Origin of the sequence: Cupriavidus sp. WKF15, from assembly GCF_029278605.1 — a bacterium.
Lineage (GTDB): Bacteria > Pseudomonadota > Gammaproteobacteria > Burkholderiales > Burkholderiaceae > Cupriavidus.
Genome location: NZ_CP119573.1, coordinates 2,450,034 through 2,472,496, shown reverse-complemented (window position 1 = coordinate 2,472,496; position 22,463 = coordinate 2,450,034). Strand labels below are relative to the sequence as shown.

The following is a 22,463-nucleotide window of genomic DNA, read 5'->3' as shown; positions in this document are numbered from 1 at the left end:
ATAGGGGAAACAAAAGTGCAAACCATCGAGCTGGACCGCACGGATCGCCGTTTGCTGGGGGTGCTACAGGAGCAGGGACGGGCTTCGAACCTGGAGCTGGCCGAAGCCATTGCGCTGTCGCCGGCACAAACGCTGCGCCGCCACCGCCGCCTGGAGGAGAGCGGCATCATCAAGCGCTACGAGGCACGGCTGGATGCGGCGGCCCTGGGCTTCGGCGTCGTGGCGTTCATCCACGTGACCATGGAGCGCGGCCATATCCGCGACCTGTCCAACTTCAAGAGCCTGGTGGCGGAACTCGCGCAGATCCAGGAGTGCTTCTCGGTGACTGGCGATATCGACTACGTGCTGAAGGTGGTCGCCAGGGATCTCAAGTCGCTGTCGGACTTCCTGCTGGATACGCTGATGCGCATTCCAGGCGTGAGCGGCGTGAAGTCCAGCGTGTGCCTCGACGAGATCAAGTGCACCAGCGCCGTGCCGATGGAGGTGTGAAGCCTTTGCGGATGCCGATCCGTATGTGGCATACACTCGGTGCAAAGCGCCATGGTGGCCCGACCGGTTGCAATCCAAGATGCCAAAGCCCCACATCCTGACCTACATCGATGCCGGTGCCTCCGACTGGACCGCGTGCCTGATGCGCACGATCGGCCAGCAGCTACAGTCCGGCGCCTATGAAATGCGCGCGGTCATGGCATCGGACATCCGGCATGATCCGACGCTGTTCGACGACGCCGTCATGTTCGTCATGCCGGGCGGTGCCGACCTGCCGTATTGCGCGAAGCTCAATGGCGCGCCCAATGCGCGCATCCGGCGCTTCGTCGAGGAGGGCGGCGTCTACCTGGGGATCTGCGCGGGCGCCTACTACGCGTGCCGGGAACTGGCCTTCCACGCTGGCACCCAAGGCGCGATCTGCGGCCCGCGCGAACTGAGCTTCGTCGATGCGGTCGCGGTCGGCTCGCTGCCCGAGCTCACTGGCGGCCGGCTCTATGACGGGACGCCGCGCACCACCGCAGCGGTCGAACTGCGCACCACCGACCGGCTGGCCGCGGTGCCGATGTCGGTCTACACCCACTACCATGGCGGCTGCCGATTCGACTTTGGCGAAGCGGCCGATGCCGGCACGGAAGTGCTGGCCGTCTATGCCGATATCGAGGGCACGCCACCGGCAATCGTCAGTTCGCGGGTCGGCCAGGGACGCGCGATCCTGACCGGCGTCCACCTCGAAATTTCCGAGCAGGAGTGCGAGGAAGCGCTGCGCGGACACAGCGACATGGACAAGCATATGCACGTCTGCCAGCAGCTGGCCGCGACCGGCGACGCCCGGCTTGAGGTGTTCCGGCAAGTGCTGGCGCACGGCGGGCTGGCGCTGGGTTGACCGGCAGCCGCATCGGGCAATCCCGGAAGGGTTTGGCGCGGCTGGGATGCCAGGCGCCCGCTCCAACCCTGCGCGTCTTACCTCACCGTCGCATACTCGAGCGTTTTCGGCGTATTGACGATCACTTCCGGCTTGTCGCCGACGATCACCGTATCGTCGAGCCGGAAGCCGCCAAGGCCATAGACATAGAGTCCCGGCTCGGATGAGTACACTTCGCCGGCAAGCAGCGCCCGCGTGTTGAACGCCATGTCTTCGGGATACTCGTGCAGCAGCAGGCCGACCGCATGGCCGGTACGGTGGAAGACGTACTGTCCGCAGCCGGCTGCTTCGATCACCGCCTGGGCCGCGGCATCCATATCGCAGACGCGGTTGCCGACCACGGCGGCGGCCACCGCGGCGTCGGTCGCCTGCGCGGCGACCTGGTAAAGCCGCGACTGTTCGGCGTCGGGCTGGCCACAGAACCAGGTGCGTTCGTTCTCGACATGGAGGCCGTTCAGTCGCGGCAGCACGAGGTTGACGATGGTGTCGCCGCGCGCAATCCGTGCCCCGCATGCGGCGCCGTCGCCATGCGGCGAGGCCGAGGCGGGCCCGGTGAGCGTCCAGCATTTAAGGATGTCGAAGTCCTCACCCGGGAAGCGGCGCGCCGCTTCTTCCACCATCAGCGCGGCCATGGCGTGGTCGAGTTCCTGCACCAGCCGGCCCGCACGGATGTTCTCGCGGTAGCGGTCCTGTACCCAGTCGGTCAGCGCGGCCAGGTTGCGCATGACCTGGTGCTCCTCGGCGTGCTTGACCCAGCGCAGGCTGCGCATTTCCGCGAGCGACTGGCGCAAGGTCAGTTCCGGCAGGTAGCGCTGCGCGCCGGCAAGGATCGGATGCTGGACGTCGACGGCGATCCGCGACATGCCGAGCCCCTTTGCGCCCAGCATCGCCGCGACGACTTCAGGCAATTGCGCGGGCAACGGCAGCCGGTTCGACATACGCGGATGCTCGGCATAAAAGGTCACGTCCGTGAGCCATACCGTGCCCTTGCTGGCGGCGAAGCGCAGGTGGTTGGTCGACAGTTCGTTCATCACCGCGAACGTTTCGCCGTTGCGCGGAACGACCACGAACACGGGGCGTTCCCACGGCCAGACGTCGAGCTGGAAATTGGTCGCGTACTGGAAGAAGTCGGGCGTGCCGAAGACCAGCGCGTCGACGCGCAGGCGGTCCATCAGCCGATGCATCGCCGCCAGGCGATAGTCGTGTACTGCCTTGCTCAGGTATGCCATATCGATGTCCTAGAGAGAAATATTCAGGCGCCGGATGATCGGGCCCCAGGTGTCGGCATCGCGCTGGATGTAGCGCTCGACTTCCGACGGCGGCCCCTTGATCGGCTCAAGGAACTGGAAGCCGAGCTTCTCCCTGAATCCGGGGTCGTCCAGCACGTGGTTGATGTCGGCATTGACCTGCTGGATCACGCTAGCCGGCGTGCCCGCCCGCGCGACGATGGCGTACCAGCCCGGCACCTGAACGTCGTAGCCAAGTTCCCTGAAGGTGGGCACGGCTGGCAGGGCCGGCAGGCGCTTGTCACCGGTAACCGCCAGCGGGACGAGTTTCCTGCCGGCAAAGAAGGGCTGCACTCCGGCGATCACGTTCATCATCACGGGCGTCTGTCCGCTCATCAGGCTGGTGGAACCGCCGGTGCCGTTGAACGGCACGTGCTGCATGCGGATGCCGGTGCGTTCCGCGACCAGTTCCATGGCCAGGTGCGTGGAATTGCCGATGCCACCCGATGCGAAACTGATCTCGCCCGGATGCGCCTTCGCCATGCGCACGAAATCCTGGAACGAGCCGACCTTGAGCGATGGCGCCGCGACGAATACGAACGGCGAATTGGCCAGCATCGCCACGCCGGTCAGGTCGCGGGTCGGGCTGTAAGGCAGCTTCGGGTAAAGGAAGGGATTGAACGCGAGGTTGGAGACGCCGGCAAAGAACAGCGTGTGGCCATCGGCCGGCTGGCCCAGCACGTAGCCGATCGCCAGCGTGCCGTTGGCGCCGGGTTTGTTCTCCACGACCACAGGCTGCTTCCAGGCCTGCCCCAGCTTTTCCGCGAGCGCGCGGGCCAATACGTCGTTGCCGCTGCCTCCGGCCTGCGGCACCACGAGCCGCACGGGTTTCGAGGGAAAAACCTGCGCCAGCCCGATACCCGGCAGCGTCATCGCTGCCGCGGTACCGGCCGCCCAGGCCAGTAGTTGTCGCCGGTCCATATTCCACCTTGATTCATTGCGAGAGACGCCCCGACCGCCGGAGCGTGGAAGCAATGTACCATGTGGTACATCGAAGGGCGAAATCGGGGTTTACGCCGATCTCGTCAGCGAAGCGGGAGCTACGTGGAGGATTTGCCGGAGGTGGGGGATATTGCCATGCGGCTGGCGAAATACTTCAGTGCAGCCGTGGTGCCCTCGCGGTCGCCGGTGGTGACGAGGTCCAGCAACAGGCCGCGCATCGTGGCAACTTCGACGCGCGCACGCAGGCGCGCTTCGTCCTCGTCAAGGTCCATGCTTTGGCGAAAGCGCTCGGCGAGCATCGTGGTCCAGCTGCCGACAACGTCCTCGAGGAAGCCGCTGAAGCGCTCGCGATCCCGGATGGCCTTGCCATAGATCTCGAACAGCAACTGCATGATCGGCAGGTAGCCGGGCGCGGAGTAGCGGTCCCAAGCGGCTTCCATCGCGGCCTGGGGCTCCATGCCGTCGACGATCACGCGCTGGCGCGCGTCCTGCTCCGCGTGCCGGATACGGTGCAGCAGCGCCTGCCAGAAGCCATCGGCGGACCCGAAGTAGTAGATCAGCATCCGGTGGCTGGTGCCGAGCGCATCGGCCATGCTGCGCAGCGACAGGTCCCCGAGGCCATTGGCAAGCACCTGCCCGGTGGCGGCGTCGAGCAGCTGGAGTGCCTGCTCGCTGGTGGACCGGTCAATGGCGGTGGCTTTGGATTTCGGCATGGCTCGGTGGTCGTCGTGCACCGCCCCGAAAGCGGGGGCAGGGCGGCAGGCCGGAATTCTACGTGATCCGGCTCCGACGATCCCCGACGATGCCTCAGCCTGCCAGCTCGCTGTGCAGCGCCAGGTACTCCTGCGACAGCTTGTGGCGCGGATCGAGGTGGATCATGGGCGTAGCGTGCTGGTGCGATTCGCGGATCTTCACCGACGACGACAGCCGTGAGCCCAGCACCGGCAGCCCTTCGCTGACCAGTTCTTCGACCAGCTTCACGGGCAGGCTCGCACGCGGCTGGAACTGGTTGATGACGATGCCTTCCACGTGCAGCGCCTCGTTGTGGTCCTGCTGAATCTCCTTCACGTTGTCGAGCAGCGTGTACAGGGCCCGGCGCGAGAAGTCATCGCAATCGAACGGGATCAGGCAGCGCTCCACCGCGATCAGCGCGGAGCGCGTGTAGAAGTTGAGCGCGGGCGGCGTGTCGATGTAGATCGCGTCGTAGACCGACTCCAGTTCGATCAGGGCATCGCGCAGCTTGTAGATCTTGTAGCGGGATTCCAGCTTGCCATGCAGCGCATCGAGGTCGGGATGCGCCGGCATCACATCGAGGTTCTCGAATGGCGTGGCATGGATGAAGCTGCTCAGGTCGACCGGCTTGAAGCTGTAGGTCAGCGACGACTCGAAGAAGTGGGCGGCGGTGGGGCTGGCCTCGGCGGCCTGTGCGCCCATCAGGTACTGGGTGGAGTTGCCCTGCGCGTCCAGGTCCACGACGAGCGTGCGCAAGCCTTTGCTGGCGCTGATCGCGGCGAGATTGCACACGATGGTCGACTTGCCCACGCCACCCTTCTGATTGAACACGACGCGCCGCATTTGCCCCTCTGGAGAAGATCGTTCTGGAGGCGGAAGCATACCTCAACAACATGGCGTCGGGACACGGTGCACAAGGCAGCAGGCACGCGTTGACACCTGGATTCCGGTATGTCAGGACCTTGCCTGCCAGGCAACGTCAGCGCCGGAACCACAGCATCGAAAGTGCGCAAGCCGACACAAGCAGCAAGACTGCCACCGCGGCCAGCAGCGCACCGACCTCGGTCTCGCGGCGCTCCATCGCGAAGCGCGCGCTGAGTTCGCGGTACACCTGGCTCAGGTCCGCCGCCGAGCCTGCCTGGAAGTACTCCGCTCCGGTCAGCGTGGCCACCGTGCGCAAGGTGGGCTCATCGAGCTGCATGTAGTAGGAGAGGCTGGTCTCGGGCGCGTTGCCGCCCAGCGTTCCGAAGCCGACGGTATAGACGCGCACGCCACGCTGTGCCGCCATGCGCGCCGCGTCGAGCGGGTCCGGGCCCGTGGTGCGGCGGCCATCACTGAGCAGGATGACCGCGCCGTGCCGGTAGGAGCCCGGCTGCGCCGGCGGCCGCTCCTGCGCACGCTTGCGCGCGGCGTCGGCCGCGGCCGCTTCGTCGAGCGGCCTGGCCCCGCGCGCCGAGGAGAAGGGCGGGTCGTCGCTGAAGAGAATCGCTTCGAGGTCAATGCCATCGTCCGGAAACAGCACGGCCAGTGCCTGGATCAGTCCGCTGCCCGTCGCCGTCCCACGCTGGAGCTGGAACCGGTCGATCGCGTCGATCATGTCCTGCCGGTTGCTGGTGGGGCGCAGCACCACGGTAGCCGTGGCGGCGAACGAGACGATGCCAAGGCGAACGCTACCCGGCAAGCCGACGATCAGGTCGCGCGCCGCCTGCTGTGCGGCGCTGATGCGCGTGGGCGCCACATCGGTGGCTTCCATGCTGCGCGAGACATCCATGGCCAGCACGAGGGTGATCGTGTCGGACGGTAGCGTGATGGTAGCCGTGGGCCGCGCGCAGGCCAGCAGGGCGGCGCCCAGGGCAAACAGGAAGAGCAGCGGGGGAATGTGACGCCGGAGCCGTTGGCCGGGGCCGAGCGCGGCGCGCGGCAGCGCAAGGCTGGCGTAAAGCAGGGCGGCCTTCTTGCGTCGCGCGATCAGGTACAGGTAAGCGACTGCCAGCAACGGAAGCGCGAGCAGCAGCCAGAGCATTTGCGGCCAGAGAAACTGCATGCCCTGCTCCTTGGCGCATGGTTAAGGGGATGGTACTGTATTTTTTAAGGCGGCACGGGACCTCGGGAGCGTGCGATGAAGCGTGTGACGATCTACGGATGGGTCTCGGCGGCGGTCACGGCGCTGGTGGCGTCGGCGCTGGCCTTTGCGTGGCTGTCGCGCCCATCGCCACGGGTACTGACGCAGGCGGATATCGACGCGGCCGTGCTGCACACGCTGCAGACCAAGAGCCTGCCGTCGCGCACCGCGCGGGCGGCCGAGGCCATCCGCGAATCCGTGGTGGAAGTGCGCAGCTTCTCGCCGGCGGAGCCAGTGCCCGAAGCTGCGCCCGCGCCGCGCGCCAGGCGTGATCCGCCGGCCACACGCCCAAGAGCCTTGCCGCCATCACGGCGCTCGCCGCCCGACGAGCAGGCCAAGGCAGATCCGCCTGCCGGCAAGGATCCGGCCAAAGGCGGGCGTGAAGCGCGTCACATTGGCTCGGGCGTGGTCGTGACCGAAAGCGGGCTGGTGCTGACCAGCTACCACGTGGTTGCCGATGCCAAGCGCGTGGAGGTCCGGTTTCACGATGGCCTGACTTCCGAGGCGACGGTGATGCAGGCGATACCGGAAAAGGACCTTGCCCTCGTCAGGCCGAAATCCATCCCCGACGACCTGCCGGCAGCGACACTGGGCTCCAGCCGCAACCTTGCACCGGGGTCCGAAGTCGTCGCGGTCGGCTTTCCGTTCGGCATCGGGCCGTCGGTGTCCGCCGGCGTGGTGTCGGGGCTCGACCGGCAGTTCGTGTCGCCCGACAACAAGCAGAGCCTGGACAACCTGATCCAGTTCGACGCAGCGGCCAATCCCGGCAATTCGGGCGGCCCGCTGGTGAACATGGACGGCGAAGTGGTCGGGATCGTCACCGCCATCCTCAACCCCAACCAGAGCGGCACCTTCCTCGGGATCGGCTTTGCCGTCACCATCGAAAGCGCCGGCGCTTCCCTTGGAACTTCTCCTTTCTAGACGCGGAGGCCTATGAACGATCAAGCCCATGGCGCGATGGACAGCGCCGACCTGATGGAGCGCCTGCTGTACGAGGTGAAGCGGATCGTGGTCGGGCAGGACCACTTTCTCGAACGCGTGCTGGTGGCCATTCTCGCGGGCGGCCACTTGCTGGTCGAAGGCGTGCCTGGCCTGGCCAAGACGCTGACCGTCAACACGCTGGCCATGACCATGAGCGGGTCCTTCAAGCGCATCCAGTTCACGCCGGACCTGCTGCCCGCGGACCTGGTCGGCACGCGCATGTACAACCAGGGCACCGGCGAGTTCTCGACCGTGCGCGGGCCGGTCTTCGCCAACCTGCTGCTGGCCGACGAGATCAACCGGGCGCCGGCCAAGGTGCAGAGCGCGCTGCTGGAAGTCATGCAGGAGAAGCAGGTCACCATTGCCGGCGAGACCCATCGCGTGCCCACGCCGTTCCTGGTCATGGCGACGCAGAATCCGATCGAGACCGAAGGCACCTACCCCTTGCCCGAGGCGCAGGTCGACCGGTTCATGATGAAGGTGCTGGTCGGCTATCCGAGCGAGGAGGAGGAGGTCGTCATCGTCAACCGCGTCACCGGACCCAGGATCAGCGTGAGTGCGATTGCCACGCCCGAGCATCTGGCGGGCCTGCAGGAGGAATGCCGCAACGTCTATGTGGACCCGTCGCTGGTCCAGTATGCCGTGCGCGTGGTGGCCGCCACCCGCAAGCCGGCGAGCTGCGGCCTGGAGGAGCTGGGGCGCTACATTGCGTTCGGTGCGAGTCCCCGCGCGACCATCGGCCTGGTCGAAGGCGCGCGCGCGCTGGCGTTCCTGCGCGGCCGGAACTATGCCGTGCCGGAAGACCTGGTCGACCTGGTGCCCGACGTGTTGCGCCACCGCCTGTCGCTGTCGTACGAGGCCATGTCGGACGGCGCGACGGCGGACCAGCTCATCACGCGCATCCTGCAGGCGTTGCCGGTTCCGGAGCGCCCGCTCGAATCCCATGTTCGGGCGGTGGCTCGGTAAGCGCCGGCACGGCGCGGGGGCGGTCGCCCCCGAGGCCGCGCGTGCCGGCGCGGCGCTGGCAAGTGTCGGCGCCAGGCAGGCCGAGACGCTGTTGCGGCGCCTGGAGTGGACCGTGGTGCGGCGCCTCGACGGTCTTCTGCAAGGCGACTACCGCACGCTGTTCCGCGGCTTCGGGCTGGATCTTGCCGACTTGCGCGAGTACCGTCCCGGCGACGATGTGCGGCATATCGACTGGAACGTGACGGCCCGGCTGCAGACGCCGCATGTGCGCGAGTTCCAGGAAGACCGCGACCTCTCGGCGTGGTTCGTGCTCGACCTGAGCGGGTCGGTGGAATTCGGCTCGGGCGCGGTGCGCAAGCGCGACCTGCTGAGCGACTTCACCACCGTCATGGCGCTGTTGCTGACGCGCTATGGCAACCGCGTCGGCGCCGTGCTCTATGGCGGGGCAGGCGGGGCAGGCGGGGCGGAGGCATCGATGATCCCGCCGCGCTCCGGCAGGCGCCAGCTGCTGCACCTGCTGAACCGCATGCACGCGACCCCGGCCGCATGCCCGGGCGAGACCCGCCTGCGCGACTTGCTCGAGCGCGCGCGCGCCGTCGCGAAGCGGCGCTCGGTGATGTTCGTCGTTTCCGATTTCATCAGCACCCCGGGCTGGCAAGTGCCGCTTGCCATGCTGGCCCGGCGCCATGAAGTCGTCGCCGTGCGGCTGGTCGATCCGCTGGAGATGGCCTTGCCCGACCTGGGGCTGGTGGTGCTGCAGGATGCCGAAAGCGCAGAGCAGATGTTCGTCGACACGCATGATCCTGCATTCCGCAAGCGCTTCGCTGCCGCTGCCGAGGCGCGCGAGACCGAACTGCGCCGCGCGTTCGCGTGCGCGGGCGTGGAATGCCTGACGCTTTCGACCTACGCGCCGATCGACCTGGCACTGCTGCAGTTCACGCGCGAGCGCCGATTCCGGCAAGGGGCAGCCAGGGGAGCGGACAGAATGGCGGCCATGGGGGCGATATGACCGAGACCGTGAACCGGTTGCCGCTATTCAGCTTTCTGTGGCCCGGCATGCTCTGGCTGCTCGCCCTGGTCCTGGTACTGGCCGCAAGCTACCTCTGGCTCGACCTGCGCCGGCGGCGTGCGGCGGTGAACCGTCCCGCGCTGAGATCCGTCGGCGCGGCCATCAAGGGCGGGACCGGCTGGCGCCGTCACGTGCCTGCCGTGCTGACACTGCTGGCCTTGAGCACGCTGATCTTTGCCATGGCCCGCCCGCAGGCGGTCTTGATGCTGCCTTCGCGTATCAAGACCGTGATCCTCGTCATCGACCTGTCGGGCAGCATGCGTGCTCAGGACGTGCGCCCGAGCCGCATCCGCGCTGCCCAGCAGGCAGCAAAGGTCCTGCTCGACGCCCAGCCAGCGGGCGTCAGCGTGGGGGTGGTGGCGATGGCGGGCACCGCTGCGCTGGCACAGGCGCCCAGTCGCAGCAAGGACGACGTGGCCGCGGCCATTGAAGGGCTGAAGCCGCAAGGCGGCACGGCCTTGGGCAATGGCCTGCTCGTTGCGCTGACAACGCTGTTGCCGGAGGCTGCCGGCGACGCTGAACGCCTGATGAACGGCATCGACGTCGCGCCGCCGAAAAAGCCCGGGGCACCCGGAGACGATGGCCCCGCGACGCCTGGTTCCTATGCGTCGGGCGCAATCGTCCTGTTCTCCGATGGCGAAAACAACGCGGGCCCTGGCACGGAGCAGGTCGCGCAACTCGCCGCCAGGTACGGTGTGCGCGTCTATACCGTCGGCGTCGGCACCACCGAAGGCGTGGTGCTGTCGGCGGACGGCTGGTCGGCGCGTGTCAGGCTCGACGAAAAAGCGTTGAAGCAAGTCGCCGATGCAACCGGGGCCGAGTACTTCCGCCTCGAGGATGCCGCCTCGCTGAAGAAGGTATACCGCGCGCTCAATGCAAGGCTTGCCTTCGACAAGCGCGACCAGGTCGAAGTGACGGCGTTCTTCGCGGCGCTGGGCGCGCTGCTGGCAGCCTGTGCCGGGCTGCTGTCGTTATGGTGGTTCGGGCGGGTGCTATAGGTCGGCCCAGCGCTCAGTCCTCGGTCTTGTACCGCGCTTCAAGTTCGTCGTACATCGGTTTGCGGACCAGGCGCTGGCGTTCGCCGAAGGGCGCGACCATGGCAGGGTCCTCGTCCATCCGGCCGTTCGACTGCAGGCTGCCGAGAGCCTGCTGCATGCCGCGCACGGCGCCCTGCAGCGCGGCGTTGGCATAGAGCACCAGGCCGTAGCCAAACCGCTGCAGGGCATCGCGGCCTTGCACCGGCGTCTTGCCGCCAATGACGATATTGATCAGCAGCGGCACCTTGAACAGGCCGGGCAGGCGGGCGATGTCGGAGAGATCCTCGATCGCCTCGAGAAAGAGGATATCGGCGCCGGCTTCGGCAAAACGATGGCCACGTTCGATCGCATCCTCGATGCCATGCACGGCGGCGGCATCGGTGCGTGCAACGATCTGGAAATCCGGATCGTCGCGCGCCTCGGCCGCGGCCCGGATCTTTGCCGCCATCTCGTCCGTGCTGACGACGTCCTTGCCGGCGAAATGCCCGCATTTCTTCGGCATCACCTGGTCTTCGAGCTGGATCGCGTCCGCCCCGGCACGTTCGAGCGTGCGCACGGCATGCCGGACGTTCAGCGCGTTGCCAAAGCCGGTGTCGGCATCCACGAGCAGCGGCAGGTCGACGGCATCGCGCACCCGCGCGGTGTGCTCGGCGATGTCGCTCAGGCCAATGAAGCCGAGATCGGGCAGGCCGAATGACATGTTGGTAACACCGGCGCCGGTCAGGTAGAGCGCCTTGAAGCCGAGGTCTTCGATCACCCTTGCGCTCATGGCGTTGAATGCGCCGGGCATGAGCAGGCCCTGCTTCGACGCGACCTGCTGGCGAAATGCTCGTCTGCGGGAGGAGGTGGTGGAGGTCATGGGGCGTCTCCGGGATTGGTAGGAATGCCGGCGGCATCATCGGGAGGGGCGAGCGCCGTGACGGGGCGGTGCGGCGACTGCAGCGGATCTTGGGTCGCGCGGGCACCGCAAAAAGGGGGATGGACTGGTTGTAGATTACACTATGGCCGGGCACCCAGCCCGAGGTTCAGGCCCTGCCGCGCAGCGGCTTGAGCAGGTCCGTCAGTCCGTTGTGGTCCAGCTCGTGCATCAACGCCAGCAGCCGCCCGATTTCGCCGGGAGGAAATCCCTCCCGCGCGAACCAGTTCAGGTAGTTGCCGGGCAGGTCGGCAATCAGCGTTCCCTTGTGTTTGCCGAACGGCATCTGGCGGGTGACAAGCAGGAGAAGGGATTCGCTGTCTGGCAGCATGACGGGTGATTCCTCGGGGTGTTGCAGGCATTGTAGCGCCACCGCCGCAGGCGGAACGCACCCGTCGGTGCGCCTTCAGCCCAGGTCGAGAAACACCTTGCCGCCCTCGATCCTCACCGGATAGGCGCGTACCGCCTCCGTCAACGGTGCGCACATTGCCGCACCGGTCCGCACATCGAACTTGCCCTGGTGCAGCGGACATTCGATCTCGTGGCCGTCGAGGAATCCATCGCAGAGCCGGGCATGGCCGTGCGTGCAGAGATTGTCGGTGGCGAACACCTCGCCATCGACGCCGTACAGGGCGATCTCGCGGCCTTGTACCTCCACGGCAATCACATCGTCCTGCGGTACGCTGGCGAGCGCGGCGGCCTCGATCCAGGTTTCGGTCATGGTGTTGTCTCCGGTTGTCGTGGCTAGATGGGATAGATCAGCGAGTTGGGAATCATCTCGCTGTCGAAGATGCAAAGGCGCGAGGCGAAGCGCAGGCCTTGCGGCGTGGGTACGATGCGGTCGAGGTAGCGGCCGGTGTTGAAGACCTCGCTCACCTGGTCGGGCTTGGTGCGCAGTACCGCGTAGTTTGCTTCCGTGACGATGTGCTCGCCGGTGCTTTCACGCACCAGCGGCGCGCTGATGATGTGGCGCTGGTAGTAGGGATCGTGGAACAGCGTTTCGCGGATGCCGAAGACGCGGTCCCTGAGCATGCCCTTGCTCTCGAGCGACATGGTGGCCAGCGGCAGGCCGCGTTCGAAGTTCTCGCGCGGCTGGATGCGGTAGAGGCAGTCGTCGGTGAAGAAGTCGGGCCAGCGGTCCCACTCGCCCTGGTCGACGGCGCTGGCGTAGTCGGCATACAGCGACAGCAGCGCGTGATACGTTGCGAATTCCATGTCGTCAGATCTCCATGACTTTGCGCCAGTAGGCGTACATGCCCCGGATCAGGGTCTCGGTGACCATGTGTTCGGTGTTCTCCACGGTCTTGCCGCCAAGCTCCGCGACGACGCGGTGCCACGGCTTCTGCGCAAAGCCTTCCTGCGAGCATTCGATGACCTCGCCATCGTCGGCGGAGACAAAGCCGGCGGGCCCGAAGAGGTTGGCCTGGCGCAGGCGTCGGCGCGTCATTTCCTCGGTGTCGTCTTCGAAGCCGAAATGCGTCCAGACAAAGTCGAAGGAATCCGGGCCGTTGGGCTGGATGTGGCGCGTCGACACCGAGTTCACCTGTTGCTGGAAGATCACGCTCGGGAAGACCGTCATCATCACTGCGGTCGGGTCGCCCCACCAGGGCTCGTGGACGATGTCGAGGAGGCGGTCGTCCTGCAGTGTCATCTGGTCCTTGAAGCTGGCCACGCCCGATGTGACCTCGCCTTTGCCGCCCTGGCCGCGCGTGGAGACCATGGCCGCATGACGGAACTGCGGGTCCATGACCAGGCGCGACTTGTTGTCCGCGCGCCAGAGGCCGAACGTGACGAACCACGTGTGCAGCAGCCCGGGATGGTACGGATCCTTGATGTTCTCCTGCATCAGCTTCCAGTTGCCCGGGATGCGCTGCTTGTTGTAGCCGAGCACCTTCAGCTTGCGGCCGTTGAACAGGCGGTCGAAATAGCCGAGGATTTCCGGCCCGAGGTAATCCTCCAGTGGCTCCACGCCATGGTCGAACGACGCGAATACCACGCCGCCGCGCGAGGCGACCTTCAGTTGCGTGAGCCCATGGTCCTGCGGCTTGAAGTCGGCCGGCATGCCGCCGTTGACCTTGCCGTCCTGCTTCACGCCGCGCCGGAACGGCACGCCTTGCAGGTTGCCCTTCAGGTCGTAGTTCCACTGGTGGTAAGGACAATGGAAGTCCTTGCGGTTGCCGCTGCGTTCGCGGCAGAACTTCATGCCGCGATGGGCGCAGACGTTCTCGACCACGTTGATCCCGCCTTCCTGGTCGCGCACGAGGATGACCGAGCGCTCGCCGATGGTGGTCCGCTTGAAATCGCCCGGATGCGGAATTTCCGCCTCCAGGCCCATGTAGTTCCAGTGGCCCTGATAGAACACGCGTTCCAGCTCGCGCTGGTAAAGCTGCTGGTCCGTGTAGACGCGGAACGGGATGCGGCTGATGCCGTCGTCGGCCCATACCGGCCGGTCTTGTGCGGGGTCGCTCGCCATGGATGTCTCCGTCGTTGTGATGTCTGGATGTCTGGGTGTTGCGCGGTGGTCAGGTGCCGGTTGCATAGAAGGCGTCTGCGTAGATGTGTGCGGGCTGCACGCCCTTGCTGCGCAGGAGCAGCGTGGCGGCATCGACCATCGGCGGTGCGCCGCACAGGTAGGCGCGCCAGCCCTGCAGGTCGGAGAAGTCCGCCGCGACAGCCTCGGTGACCAGGCCGGTGCGCAAGCCGGCGTCGTCGCCCGGCAACGTCGACACGACCTCGACTCGGAGTTGCGGGTGCCCCTGCGATAGTTCGCTCAGCCAGTCGAGCCCATAGGCATCGCGCGGCGCGCGCACGCCGAAGTAGAGATGGATCGGATTCTTCAGCGCCGCCGCGATGGCGCCGCGCACGATCGACAGTACCGGGGCAAGTCCGGTGCCGCCGGCAATGCAGAGGATCGGATCGTCGTTGCGCGTGCGCAGGTACGACGTGCCCAGCGGACCGCTGACGCGGACGGTGTCGCCTACCTTCAGGACGTCGCGGATGTAACGGGTGACGCGGCCGTCGGGCACCATCCGCACATGGAATTCCAGCTCGCCGTCACTGGCCAGGCGCGCCATCGAGTAAGGGCGGACATGGTCCGGCGTGAACTGCAGCATCGCGTACTGGCCCGGCGAGAACGACAACGGCCTGGACGGTGCCAGCCGGATCATCCGGATATCGTGGGTGAGGTCGGTCAGCGCGGTGACGGTCGCCTTGACGATGCGCGCGGGATGCACGACCACCTCGTCCGGCTCGGGAATCTCGATGGTGCAGTTGCCGGCTACTACCGACTGGCAGGCCAGCACATGGCGCTGCGACGCGTGGTCGGCATTGTGGAATTCGTAGCCGCCGGCTTCATGGATGTCCCCGTCGATCACCCGGCAGCGGCAGGTCCCGCAGCGACCGGCCATGCAGCTGTGCGAAATGGGGATGCCGTGCTTCTGCAGCGCGGCCAGCAGGTTCTCGCCGCCGGCGACGTCGAGGCGTTTGCCCAGTGGCTGGATGAGGACTTCCATGATGTCTCCGGCAAGTGCTTGTGTTCTGGCTTGGGGGAATCATGGTGCAGCGGGCAAAATTAACCAATAGAATCACGGCAATATCGAATATTCACAAAATCAATAAAGGTGCGCCGTGGAACTGAAGGATGTGGACCTGAACCTGCTGGTCGTATTCGAGCACCTGTTGCGCGAGCGGACGGTCTCGGGCGCGGCCAGGACACTGAACTTGAGCCAGCCCGCTGTCAGCAACGCCTTGGCGCGGCTGCGGCGCATGTTCGACGACGAGTTGTTTGTGCGGAGCAGCAAGGGCATGCTGCCGACGCCGCTCGCGCAGGACTTGGCGGAGCCGGTTGCTTACGCACTCGAGTCCTTGCAGGTCGCGCTGAGCCAGAAGGTCTCGTTCGACCCGTTGCGCAGTGACCGGTCCTTCCGGATTGCGATGACCGATATCGGCGAGGTGCACTTCATTCCGCGGCTGATGGGAGCGCTGCGGGAGCGTGCGCCGGGTGTCTCGGTGGCAACGGTGCGCAACACGGCCGTCGACCTTGCATCGGAAATGAGCCTCGGCAAGATCGATCTGGCAGTGGGGCCGCTGCCGGAACTGGGTTCGGAGTTCTTCCAGCGGCGGCTGTTCCGCCAGCGCTACGTATGCATGTTCCGGCCAGGCCATGCGCTGGACCAGGGCACCGTCAGCCGCAGCGACTTCGAGCAAGCGGAGCACGTGGTGGTGACCGCGGCAGGCACCGGGCATGCGCGCGTCGACGAAATCCTGGCTCAGCGCGGCGTGCAGCGGAAGATCCGCTTGCGCGTGCCGCACTTTGCCGCGCTGGCTGACATTGTCGCGAGCACGGACCTCGTCGCGACGGTCACCGAGACCTTTGCCCGGCGCAGCGCCGCATACTTTGGATTGCGGCACATCCCGCATCCGATCGACCTGCCCGAAATCCAGATCAACCTGTTCTGGCACGCCCGATATCATCGCGATCCCGCGAACCAGTGGTTGCGCAAGGAGTTCGTCGGCCTGTTCTCGGATTGAGGCTGGCGACTCTGGCGCCGGGCAGTCAGGGGCCCTCGCCAGCAGCTTCTGTCGTGAGAAGCGCCCAGCCTTGCGGGCCGTCGTCCTTCGCCTCGCGGTAACGCCAGATGGCACCGCAGTCCGCGCAGCGGAATGTGCTCAGGGTGACCGTGGCCGCCCGCGGCATCCTGCGTCGCTGGGTATCCACGATGCGCAGTGCGCGGTGGCCAGCGATGCCGGGTGTGTCAGGGATCAGTGCGAGACAGTTTGCACAGAGCGACATACTGCCCCTCTTGCATTGGGGGAGGCTCACTGTAGCACGCATCACCGGCTTCGCTTGCACATCCGGCCTCGCGGGATCGCGTGAGGATGGCCACAGATGGCTTCGTATTGCAAAGGCTTTTCGCAAGTACTGTCGTACGGTTGCTATCCCCGGTAAATAAAGGCACTCCCGGCCTCACAAGAGGAGTAGAGTGGGCGATACACCGCAAACGCCCCGGAGCGTGTCATGGATGCTTACCCGACTGCCACTTACAAGGGGTACGACCTTTACCCTCTGGTCTACAGGCATACCGCGGAACGCGCCTGGCTGGAGCCCAGGCCAGATCGATCCTTCAACGCTGCAGTTGTGATCTGTCGCGAGGGCGGACAGCCCGAAGGCGAGACGGCGCGCACCTTCCGTCTTGATGCAACACCCTGGGACAACGTTGGCGCGGCACGGCGCGCAGTGCTTCGCTATGCCGAAGACATCATCAACGGTGCCATTCCCGGTCAATCCGTCGTCTCGCTCTGAGCGTAGTCGACGGGTGTTGTCAATCGCGCCCAAGAGGTCACAGGGCAACAGCGGCGCGAAGCCGCCTGGAGCGCCGGTACAACCATGAACAATGTCGCGGTATCGTCGAGCTTCCTGTGCACGCTGCCAGGCGCAGGCAAAGGGATTGCCTACCATGTTGCCGCGTGTTTTGCGTCAGCGGGACATCCGACCGGCGTCAGGTTCGCCAGCTTTGTCGGAGATGGCAGGCGTTCGTTCGGGGTGATGGTCGCGGCGGATTCGTCTCCGGACGCGATCCCACAGAATTGCGAGACACTATGCCGCCTGGCAATCGGGCAGGCGATCCGGGACCATCTCTACGAGAAGACGCGAGAGGGTGAGTCCGTGCTGGATCTGCAAGCCGTGCCATGGGAAGGCGAACTCAGGCCGGTAGGTGGCGGTGCACCGGGCCGCGCACGATAGGGCCTTCCCATGCAGCCATGCGTTGCGCTTTTCAGCGCTGGGGCTGCCCTTCAGATGCTGAATTCAGGACCGCCGTAGCGCGTCAGCAACGACTCGATCAGTGCCATATCCTGCGTTTGCGGCGTGCGGTCCTCGATGGCGCGCGACGGACCGCAGTAGGTTGCGGTCACGTGGCGGCGCACCGTCAAGACGCCAGCATCGGGCGGCGCAACCTCAACCGGCGCCCAGGGCGTGTGCCGGTAACTGCCGGCAATCCAGCCTGCGGGAGTCAGGTGCAATTCTTCCCATTCTTCGCTATTCGGCATGATCTATCTGCTCTCCAGTGGACGGGTTTGGTGAAGGTGGGTGCAGCGTGCCGGCATGAGGCCACGCTGCGCCCGTGTGTCAGTCAGTGATTCAAGTTGCCTGTGCTTGCCGGTGCGGCGAGCGCTGCGCGCGCATTCGCGCGGCGGCGCTTTCCCCGGCGCGGTGGGCGGCCTTTCGGGCTTCGGCTTCAGAGCGGTGCGTGCAATGCCGCATCGAGACGTTGGCCACGATGCGCTCGGCGCCATTCCGGTATTCGGCGATCATGTAGTTCGCAAACCAGACACCCGGTTGCTGTTGGATTGGATACACCGAAACGTTGAAGGGCGTGATGCTTGGGTTCATATTGTCTCCTGCTTGGGCGCGTTCGATCCTGGGGCAGCATCTTGCACGGCCTTGTGCCGCGCATGCCTGCCTGGCGAACCGGGTGCCGTTGATGAAGCGTCAGTGTCGCGTCCCGCGCAATGGCACGGGCGGCAGAACTGGCGCTGGAGGACCGTGCTTGCGCAAGCCGGCGCACCTGGTACATGCGCGAGCATTGCGGAGCGGACGTGCCGCCGGTCGGGTAGGGTTGTGGGCGGGTTGCCCTGAAGAATTCGGGTGTACGCCCGACAGGCCGCCGATATTGTTCGACCCATGAGGTCTGGCGGCCAGCACATTCAGGTCGACACCTGTCGATGAATGGCAATGAGAGCCAATGATACCACTGCTGGCACATCCACTTCCTGCGAGCGCTTTGCCGCAGGAGAGTTGCCGGCCACGGGACCTACTGCCGGAACCGGTCGCACTGCACATTCATGGCGTGGCAGACCTCGCACCATCCGTCGGACCCGGGTGCCGGGGGCAGCGGGTCCGCCTGGCTGGCAGGCCAGGGCAGCGGCACAGTCGTGGAAGCGTCAGGACGGCGGCCTGCGCATGCATAAGTGCGCACAGCCTCGCCCAACGCCCGCAGTCCGACGGGTTTCACCAGTACACCATCCATGCCGGCCTGTAGCGCGGCGTGGTGATCCTCGGGCACGGCACTGGCGGTGCAGCCGATCAACGGCAAGCGTGCGAGTGTGTCGTTGCGCTCGCGCAGCGCCCGTGCAAACGCGAGTCCATCCATGACAGGCATGGCGCAGTCGCAGACCACCAGGTCGAACGGATCGGCCTGCCCGGGCTCGGGCGTGACCAGCCGTGCCAACGCTTCGCAACCGTCGGCGGCCGTGTCGACACGATGGCCCAGGTGTTCGAGCTGCCACTTCAGCAGCAGGCGGTTGGGGACATGGTCGTCGACAACCAGGACATGCAGGGAAGCGGTGGCCGCAGCGCAGTCAGGCGGCGCGGAAGATGCACGAGCCGCTGGCGCGCAGGCCGTGGGTAGCCGCAAGTTGACCTGCACGCGCGTGCCGGAGCCGGGCTCACTGTCCAGGCGGATGCGGCCTCCCATGGCCGCGACCAGGCGGCGGCAGATCGCCAGGCCCAGTCCGGTACCGCCGGATTGGGGACGCGAGCGGTCGTGCGCCTGCTCGAACGCCTGGAACAGGCGGGCCTGGTCGGCCCGGGCAATGCCGATGCCGGTATCGGAGACTGTCAGTTCGATTTCCTGCCGGCCCGCGTGCACCGGGCCGCCCCGCAGGCGCACGCGTACCTCGCCCTGGTCGGTAAAGCGGATAGCGTTGGCAACCAGATTGCCGAGAATCTGCCGGAAGCGAAGCGGGTCGATCTTGTGCGCGGGCGCGACGCCCGCATCGATCACCGGTACCAGCGGCAATGGCTTCTGCGCGGCCACTGGCCCGAGCATCTGCAGCACTTCGTCCACCAGTCCCGGCAGGCTTGTGGGGACGGGATGGATGCGCAATTTGCCGGCTTCCATCTTCGACAGATCGAGAATGTCATCGATCAGCGCCAGCAGTGCCAGCGCTGAATCATGCGCGATGGAAAGCATGCGGCGGTCGTCGGGGGACAAACCAGGCCGTTCCAGGGTCAGCTCGAGCATGCCGGCCACGGCATTCATCGGCGTCCGGATTTCATGGCTGACCGAAGCGAGGAAGGTGGACTTGGCACGGCTGGCCGCTTCGGCACGGGCCTTGGCTTCGGCCAGTTGCGCCAGCATGTCGTGGCGCTCGGTCAGGTCCACCCAGCCGCCCGCCAGCGCGGTCACCGCCTCGCCAGGGCCGGGCAATGGCGCGACCCAGTTCAGCACGTGCCGTTTTGCTCCGTGGATGTGCAGGCAGCGGTCCTTGTTGAGCGGGCGGCCCGAAGCAATGACGTCGCGATAGTCTTCCGACAGCGCCTCGATGTCCTCGATCACGCCTGCCAGCTGTTCGGGGGCGTCCGGAGGCTGGCCGCGCAGCGAGGCCAGCGAAGCCCCGACCAGTTCCTCGTAGCGACGGTTGCACGTAATGAGCCGCTGATCGGCGTCGCGCACGTAGACGGGCTGCGGGATGCTGTCCAGCACTGCCGTATGAAGCGCCAGCCGCTGCCGCAGCCTTGCCGCGGACGCCTGGCTGCGTGCAAGCCGGCGCCGCAGCACGCGCAGGCGCGCAGCAAGCAGCGCGGACGCGAGCAGCAGTGGCAGGCACATGGCCAGCCAGAAGATTAGCGGGGGCAGGGCGGACAGCATCGAGGGTGCAGGCAACGGGCATGGAGGACCGCGCTGCATGGCGTTGCGGCCGCGGTGCGCGATCTCTACACACTCTATGGATGCCTGACTCGCTGCTGTTTCTGAATCGTCTGAGTTTATATGCGGAAATTTCCTATTTATTTGTGAGCCGCCCATGCCGAGGCGAGTGCCTGCCGGTCGCCGGTGCGTCGGGAAAGGCACCGCACAACGCTATCATTGTCCTGCGTGTTCCCTGCGTGTTCCTTTCGCGATGGAGCTTCCGATGCCGACTGCGTTGACCGGCCTGCTGGCAGCCTGCCTGGTGCTGATGGGTGCCTGCCTGCTTCATATGTACCGGCGCCTGCGATCGCTGGGCGGCCAGCGCGATGTGCTGGCCGCCATTGTCGACGCCGCGCCCTGCCCGATCGCCGCGCGCGACGAGGGTGGGCGTTTTGTCGTGATCAACGCGGCGCTGGAGACATTTCTTGGAACCGGCCGCGCGCAAATGCTGGGGCGGACCATGGAGGAGGCCGGGGTGGCGGGCAATATCATCGCCGCCGTGACGCCGCCGATCGAGCAAGCCCGGGCGTCCGGCCAGCGTGTCGACGCCACCTTGCGCGTGCGGGATGCCGCCGGCGTCTGGCACGACCTGCTGTTCGCCACCCAGCCGCTGCGCCTGCCGGATGGCGCCCAGGCCGGCACCGTCTCCGCAACGATCGACATCACGGACCGGCTCGCCGCGGAACAGGCCGCACACGATGCCAAGCGCGTGCTCGACGAAATCGCCGATGCCTTGCCGGTGGCGTCGTTCCAGCTCTGCGCCGATCCCGACGGCCGGCACTGGTTCTCGTACTTCTCTGCCAAGGCCGAGCGGTACCGCGGCTGGTCCGCCGAGCGGCTGCTTGCCGTGGTCGACGGGCGGTATGCGTCGGTACTGCCCGACGACAGGCTGAAAATGGCAGAGGCTCTGCGCCGCTCCGCGGCCGCGCAGTCGGCGGCCCAGTTCGAGCTGCGCATCCTGGTCGAGGGTGAAACCCGCTGGCTGAGGCTGTTCGTGGGCGCACCCGTGCGCAGCGCATCGGGCCAGCTGCGCTGGAGCGGCTATGCCGGCGATGCCACGGACGAACACCGCCAGCTCGCCGCGCTGGCGGCGGCACGTGCCACGGCGGAAGAGGCGGCACAGGCCAAGGCGCGCTTCCTGGCCGCCATGACGCATGAGATCCGCACCCCGCTCGCCGCCGTCATCGGTGCGCTGGAATTGCTGCGCGGCAGCCCGATGAGCGCGCAGCAAGCCGCGGAGGTCACCCTGGCCGACAATGCCGCGCGTTTGCTGATGGAGATCCTTGGCGGTATCCTCGATTACTCCCGGCTGGAGGCCGGGCAACTGGAGCTGGAATCGCTGCCGGTCGAGCCGCGCGCGCTTGTGGAATCCGTGATGGCGGTACACCGGCCCGCCGTCACAGCCAAGGGGCTGGCGTTCGAGTTCGACGCCGATCCGCGCATCGCCCCGGCCTTGCTCGGCGATCCCACGCGGCTCAAGGAGATCCTGCTCAACCTGATCGGCAATGCGGTCAAGTTCACGGCACAGGGCGGCATCACGGTGCGGCTGGCATTGCTGGAAGACCTGGGCGAGCGCCAGCGCGTGGCGCTCAGCGTTGCCGATACCGGTGTCGGCATCCCGCCCGCGCAGCAGGAACAGCTGTTTGCACCGTTTTCCCAGGCGGACAGCTCCATTTCGCGCCGCTTCGGCGGCAGCGGGCTGGGCCTGGCGATCTGCCGGCGTCTGGCTCAGGGCATGGGCGGCACGCTTACGCTCGACAGCGCGCCTGGCACGGGTACCACCGTCTCGCTGTGCGTGACGTTGCCGGTGGCTGAGCCCGTATCAGCGCCTGCGACCGGAGAAGCGGCCGTGCCGCAGCCTGCGCCGATCGAACCGCTCGGCGCGCGAAAGGCCATTCTGTTGGTGGAGGATTACCTGCCATTCCAGGTCATCATGCGCCGCCAGCTGGAAATGCTGGGTCAGGACTGTACCTTGGCGCCTGGCGCAGAATCAGCGCTGGAACTGCTGAGGCAGCAATCGTTTGCACTAGTGCTCACGGATTGCCAGCTACCCGGCATGGACGGTTTCGAGCTGGCGCGCCGGATCCGGGCCGCGAGGCCGGACGCCAATGCCGATGTGCCGATCGTCGCGCTGACGGCATCGGTCGGTACCGATGTCGCCCGGCAATGTCTGGAGGCGGGCATGGACGCATGCCTGTTCAAGCCTGTGCACGTGGAGGACCTGCGTGCCTGCATTGCCCGGTGGGCGCGTTAGGGCGCATCATGAGGTGACCGTGCGCAGGGCATCGCCGGCCCACATGATGCACAGGTG

24 protein-coding genes are annotated in these 22,463 nt (G+C 66.4%); 10 read left to right on the top strand and 14 right to left on the bottom strand.

The genetic code is table 11. The features are described from left to right. Window positions 1–15 precede the first annotated feature (15 nt). Together CupriaWKF_RS28695 and CupriaWKF_RS28690 are read left to right on the top strand one after the other, a co-directional pair. Complete coding sequence (locus tag CupriaWKF_RS28695; RefSeq protein ID WP_276101801.1) at window positions 16–489, top strand: Lrp/AsnC family transcriptional regulator; 474 nt, start codon at window positions 16–18, stop codon at window positions 487–489. Window positions 490–568: 79 nt separating this feature from the next. Beyond that, entirely contained in the window at window positions 569–1,372 is an 804-nt protein-coding gene (locus CupriaWKF_RS28690) for a BPL-N domain-containing protein (RefSeq protein ID WP_276101800.1), read from the top strand. A 77-nt stretch (window positions 1,373–1,449) separates the two neighbouring features. Here the strand turns inward: CupriaWKF_RS28690 and CupriaWKF_RS28685 are convergent, their stop codons facing one another. The 5 genes from CupriaWKF_RS28685 to CupriaWKF_RS28665 all read right to left on the bottom strand — a co-directional run bounded on the left by CupriaWKF_RS28685 (window position 1,450) and on the right by CupriaWKF_RS28665 (window position 6,415). Then, window positions 1,450–2,640 carry a M24 family metallopeptidase gene (locus CupriaWKF_RS28685; protein ID WP_276101799.1) on the bottom strand — a complete coding sequence of 397 codons (1,191 nt, stop codon included), beginning with the start codon at window positions 2,638–2,640 and terminating at the stop codon, window positions 1,450–1,452. 9 nt (window positions 2,641–2,649) lie between these two features. Further along, window positions 2,650–3,618 (bottom strand): tripartite tricarboxylate transporter substrate binding protein, encoded by a 969-nt coding sequence (locus CupriaWKF_RS28680; RefSeq protein WP_276101798.1) that lies wholly within the window; start codon window positions 3,616–3,618, stop codon window positions 2,650–2,652. A 119-nt stretch (window positions 3,619–3,737) separates the two neighbouring features. Further along, a complete protein-coding gene (locus CupriaWKF_RS28675) occupies window positions 3,738–4,352 on the bottom strand; it encodes a TetR/AcrR family transcriptional regulator (protein ID WP_276101797.1) in 615 nt (204 codons plus the stop codon). Window positions 4,353–4,446: 94 nt separating this feature from the next. Further along, complete coding sequence (locus CupriaWKF_RS28670) at window positions 4,447–5,214, bottom strand: ParA family protein (protein ID WP_276101796.1); 768 nt, start codon at window positions 5,212–5,214, stop codon at window positions 4,447–4,449. A gap of 136 nt (window positions 5,215–5,350) precedes the next feature. Then, window positions 5,351–6,415, bottom strand: coding sequence for a VWA domain-containing protein (locus tag CupriaWKF_RS28665; protein ID WP_276101795.1), 1,065 nt, complete (start codon window positions 6,413–6,415; stop codon window positions 5,351–5,353). 75 nt (window positions 6,416–6,490) lie between these two features. Here CupriaWKF_RS28665 and CupriaWKF_RS28660 point away from each other — a divergent pair, with 75 nt between their 5' ends. The 4 genes from CupriaWKF_RS28660 to CupriaWKF_RS28645 are packed head-to-tail and all read left to right on the top strand — an operon-like array spanning window position 6,491 to window position 10,507. Further along, entirely contained in the window at window positions 6,491–7,414 is a 924-nt protein-coding gene (locus CupriaWKF_RS28660; RefSeq protein WP_276101794.1) for a trypsin-like peptidase domain-containing protein, read from the top strand. A 12-nt stretch (window positions 7,415–7,426) separates the two neighbouring features. Next, complete coding sequence (locus CupriaWKF_RS28655; RefSeq protein WP_276101793.1) at window positions 7,427–8,440, top strand: MoxR family ATPase; 1,014 nt, start codon at window positions 7,427–7,429, stop codon at window positions 8,438–8,440. Then, entirely contained in the window at window positions 8,418–9,449 is a 1,032-nt protein-coding gene (locus CupriaWKF_RS28650; RefSeq protein WP_276101792.1) for a DUF58 domain-containing protein, read from the top strand. The genes CupriaWKF_RS28655 and CupriaWKF_RS28650 overlap by 23 nt, the downstream gene beginning before the upstream one ends. After that, on the top strand, window positions 9,446–10,507 hold the full coding sequence (locus tag CupriaWKF_RS28645) for a VWA domain-containing protein (protein ID WP_276101791.1): 1,062 nt from the start codon (window positions 9,446–9,448) through the stop codon (window positions 10,505–10,507). The genes CupriaWKF_RS28650 and CupriaWKF_RS28645 overlap by 4 nt, the downstream gene beginning before the upstream one ends. A gap of 13 nt (window positions 10,508–10,520) precedes the next feature. On the opposite strand, the gene CupriaWKF_RS28640 is transcribed toward CupriaWKF_RS28645, so the two are convergent. The 6 genes from CupriaWKF_RS28640 to CupriaWKF_RS28615 all read right to left on the bottom strand — a co-directional run bounded on the left by CupriaWKF_RS28640 (window position 10,521) and on the right by CupriaWKF_RS28615 (window position 14,974). Continuing rightward, window positions 10,521–11,405: an oxaloacetate decarboxylase gene (locus tag CupriaWKF_RS28640; protein WP_276101790.1), complete on the bottom strand. Its 885-nt coding sequence runs from the start codon at window positions 11,403–11,405 to the stop codon at window positions 10,521–10,523. A 166-nt stretch (window positions 11,406–11,571) separates the two neighbouring features. Beyond that, on the bottom strand, window positions 11,572–11,793 hold the full coding sequence (locus tag CupriaWKF_RS28635; RefSeq protein ID WP_211950750.1) for a DUF3820 family protein: 222 nt from the start codon (window positions 11,791–11,793) through the stop codon (window positions 11,572–11,574). Between the two features lie 75 nt (window positions 11,794–11,868). Further along, window positions 11,869–12,183 (bottom strand): non-heme iron oxygenase ferredoxin subunit, encoded by a 315-nt coding sequence (locus CupriaWKF_RS28630; protein WP_276101789.1) that lies wholly within the window; start codon window positions 12,181–12,183, stop codon window positions 11,869–11,871. A 23-nt stretch (window positions 12,184–12,206) separates the two neighbouring features. Then, window positions 12,207–12,677 carry an aromatic-ring-hydroxylating dioxygenase subunit beta gene (locus tag CupriaWKF_RS28625; protein WP_276101788.1) on the bottom strand — a complete coding sequence of 157 codons (471 nt, stop codon included), beginning with the start codon at window positions 12,675–12,677 and terminating at the stop codon, window positions 12,207–12,209. 4 nt (window positions 12,678–12,681) lie between these two features. Next, window positions 12,682–13,935 (bottom strand): aromatic ring-hydroxylating dioxygenase subunit alpha, encoded by a 1,254-nt coding sequence (locus tag CupriaWKF_RS28620; RefSeq protein WP_276101787.1) that lies wholly within the window; start codon window positions 13,933–13,935, stop codon window positions 12,682–12,684. A 49-nt stretch (window positions 13,936–13,984) separates the two neighbouring features. Continuing rightward, window positions 13,985–14,974: a 2Fe-2S iron-sulfur cluster-binding protein gene (locus tag CupriaWKF_RS28615; RefSeq protein ID WP_276101786.1), complete on the bottom strand. Its 990-nt coding sequence runs from the start codon at window positions 14,972–14,974 to the stop codon at window positions 13,985–13,987. Between the two features lie 115 nt (window positions 14,975–15,089). Here CupriaWKF_RS28615 and CupriaWKF_RS28610 point away from each other — a divergent pair, with 115 nt between their 5' ends. The 3 genes from CupriaWKF_RS28610 to CupriaWKF_RS28600 all read left to right on the top strand — a co-directional run bounded on the left by CupriaWKF_RS28610 (window position 15,090) and on the right by CupriaWKF_RS28600 (window position 17,205). Continuing rightward, window positions 15,090–15,992: a LysR family transcriptional regulator gene (locus CupriaWKF_RS28610; RefSeq protein WP_276101785.1), complete on the top strand. Its 903-nt coding sequence runs from the start codon at window positions 15,090–15,092 to the stop codon at window positions 15,990–15,992. Between the two features lie 487 nt (window positions 15,993–16,479). Then, complete coding sequence (locus CupriaWKF_RS28605) at window positions 16,480–16,764, top strand: hypothetical protein (RefSeq protein ID WP_276101784.1); 285 nt, start codon at window positions 16,480–16,482, stop codon at window positions 16,762–16,764. Window positions 16,765–16,848: 84 nt separating this feature from the next. Then, complete coding sequence (locus CupriaWKF_RS28600; protein WP_276101783.1) at window positions 16,849–17,205, top strand: hypothetical protein; 357 nt, start codon at window positions 16,849–16,851, stop codon at window positions 17,203–17,205. 50 nt (window positions 17,206–17,255) lie between these two features. Here CupriaWKF_RS28600 and CupriaWKF_RS28595 read toward each other — a convergent pair whose 3' ends face one another. The 3 genes from CupriaWKF_RS28595 to CupriaWKF_RS28585 form a co-directional block, all read right to left on the bottom strand. Then, a complete protein-coding gene (locus CupriaWKF_RS28595) occupies window positions 17,256–17,510 on the bottom strand; it encodes a translation initiation factor 1 (RefSeq protein WP_276101782.1) in 255 nt (84 codons plus the stop codon). A gap of 91 nt (window positions 17,511–17,601) precedes the next feature. After that, window positions 17,602–17,853 (bottom strand): isochorismatase, encoded by a 252-nt coding sequence (locus tag CupriaWKF_RS28590; RefSeq protein WP_276101781.1) that lies wholly within the window; start codon window positions 17,851–17,853, stop codon window positions 17,602–17,604. Window positions 17,854–18,274: 421 nt separating this feature from the next. Continuing rightward, entirely contained in the window at window positions 18,275–20,113 is a 1,839-nt protein-coding gene (locus tag CupriaWKF_RS28585; RefSeq protein WP_276101780.1) for an ATP-binding protein, read from the bottom strand. 262 nt (window positions 20,114–20,375) lie between these two features. On the opposite strand from CupriaWKF_RS28585, the gene CupriaWKF_RS28580 reads away from it, so the two are divergent. Beyond that, window positions 20,376–22,406 carry an ATP-binding protein gene (locus tag CupriaWKF_RS28580; RefSeq protein ID WP_276101779.1) on the top strand — a complete coding sequence of 677 codons (2,031 nt, stop codon included), beginning with the start codon at window positions 20,376–20,378 and terminating at the stop codon, window positions 22,404–22,406. Window positions 22,407–22,463 lie beyond the last annotated feature (57 nt).

Bases quoted from the DNA above. Each gene is read 5' to 3' on its own strand.
- CupriaWKF_RS28690 (WP_276101800.1), top strand. From the start codon at position 569: ATGCCAAAGCCCCACATCCTGACCTACATCGATGCCGGTGCCTCCGAC.
- CupriaWKF_RS28685 (WP_276101799.1), bottom strand. From the start codon at position 2,640: ATGGCATACCTGAGCAAGGCAGTACACGACTATCGCCTGGCGGCGATG.
- CupriaWKF_RS28680 (WP_276101798.1), bottom strand. From the start codon at position 3,618: ATGGACCGGCGACAACTACTGGCCTGGGCGGCCGGTACCGCGGCAGCG.
- CupriaWKF_RS28675 (WP_276101797.1), bottom strand. From the start codon at position 4,352: ATGCCGAAATCCAAAGCCACCGCCATTGACCGGTCCACCAGCGAGCAG.
- CupriaWKF_RS28670 (WP_276101796.1), bottom strand. From the start codon at position 5,214: ATGCGGCGCGTCGTGTTCAATCAGAAGGGTGGCGTGGGCAAGTCGACC.
- CupriaWKF_RS28665 (WP_276101795.1), bottom strand. From the start codon at position 6,415: ATGCAGTTTCTCTGGCCGCAAATGCTCTGGCTGCTGCTCGCGCTTCCG.
- CupriaWKF_RS28660 (WP_276101794.1), top strand. From the start codon at position 6,491: ATGAAGCGTGTGACGATCTACGGATGGGTCTCGGCGGCGGTCACGGCG.
- CupriaWKF_RS28655 (WP_276101793.1), top strand. From the start codon at position 7,427: ATGAACGATCAAGCCCATGGCGCGATGGACAGCGCCGACCTGATGGAG.
- CupriaWKF_RS28650 (WP_276101792.1), top strand. From the start codon at position 8,418: ATGTTCGGGCGGTGGCTCGGTAAGCGCCGGCACGGCGCGGGGGCGGTC.
- CupriaWKF_RS28645 (WP_276101791.1), top strand. From the start codon at position 9,446: ATGACCGAGACCGTGAACCGGTTGCCGCTATTCAGCTTTCTGTGGCCC.
- CupriaWKF_RS28640 (WP_276101790.1), bottom strand. From the start codon at position 11,405: ATGACCTCCACCACCTCCTCCCGCAGACGAGCATTTCGCCAGCAGGTC.
- CupriaWKF_RS28635 (WP_211950750.1), bottom strand. From the start codon at position 11,793: ATGCTGCCAGACAGCGAATCCCTTCTCCTGCTTGTCACCCGCCAGATG.
- CupriaWKF_RS28630 (WP_276101789.1), bottom strand. From the start codon at position 12,183: ATGACCGAAACCTGGATCGAGGCCGCCGCGCTCGCCAGCGTACCGCAG.
- CupriaWKF_RS28625 (WP_276101788.1), bottom strand. From the start codon at position 12,677: ATGGAATTCGCAACGTATCACGCGCTGCTGTCGCTGTATGCCGACTAC.
- CupriaWKF_RS28620 (WP_276101787.1), bottom strand. From the start codon at position 13,935: ATGGCGAGCGACCCCGCACAAGACCGGCCGGTATGGGCCGACGACGGC.
- CupriaWKF_RS28615 (WP_276101786.1), bottom strand. From the start codon at position 14,974: ATGGAAGTCCTCATCCAGCCACTGGGCAAACGCCTCGACGTCGCCGGC.
- CupriaWKF_RS28605 (WP_276101784.1), top strand. From the start codon at position 16,480: ATGGATGCTTACCCGACTGCCACTTACAAGGGGTACGACCTTTACCCT.
- CupriaWKF_RS28600 (WP_276101783.1), top strand. From the start codon at position 16,849: ATGAACAATGTCGCGGTATCGTCGAGCTTCCTGTGCACGCTGCCAGGC.
- CupriaWKF_RS28595 (WP_276101782.1), bottom strand. From the start codon at position 17,510: ATGCCGAATAGCGAAGAATGGGAAGAATTGCACCTGACTCCCGCAGGC.
- CupriaWKF_RS28590 (WP_276101781.1), bottom strand. From the start codon at position 17,853: ATGAACCCAAGCATCACGCCCTTCAACGTTTCGGTGTATCCAATCCAA.
- CupriaWKF_RS28585 (WP_276101780.1), bottom strand. From the start codon at position 20,113: ATGCTGTCCGCCCTGCCCCCGCTAATCTTCTGGCTGGCCATGTGCCTG.
- CupriaWKF_RS28580 (WP_276101779.1), top strand. From the start codon at position 20,376: ATGCCGACTGCGTTGACCGGCCTGCTGGCAGCCTGCCTGGTGCTGATG.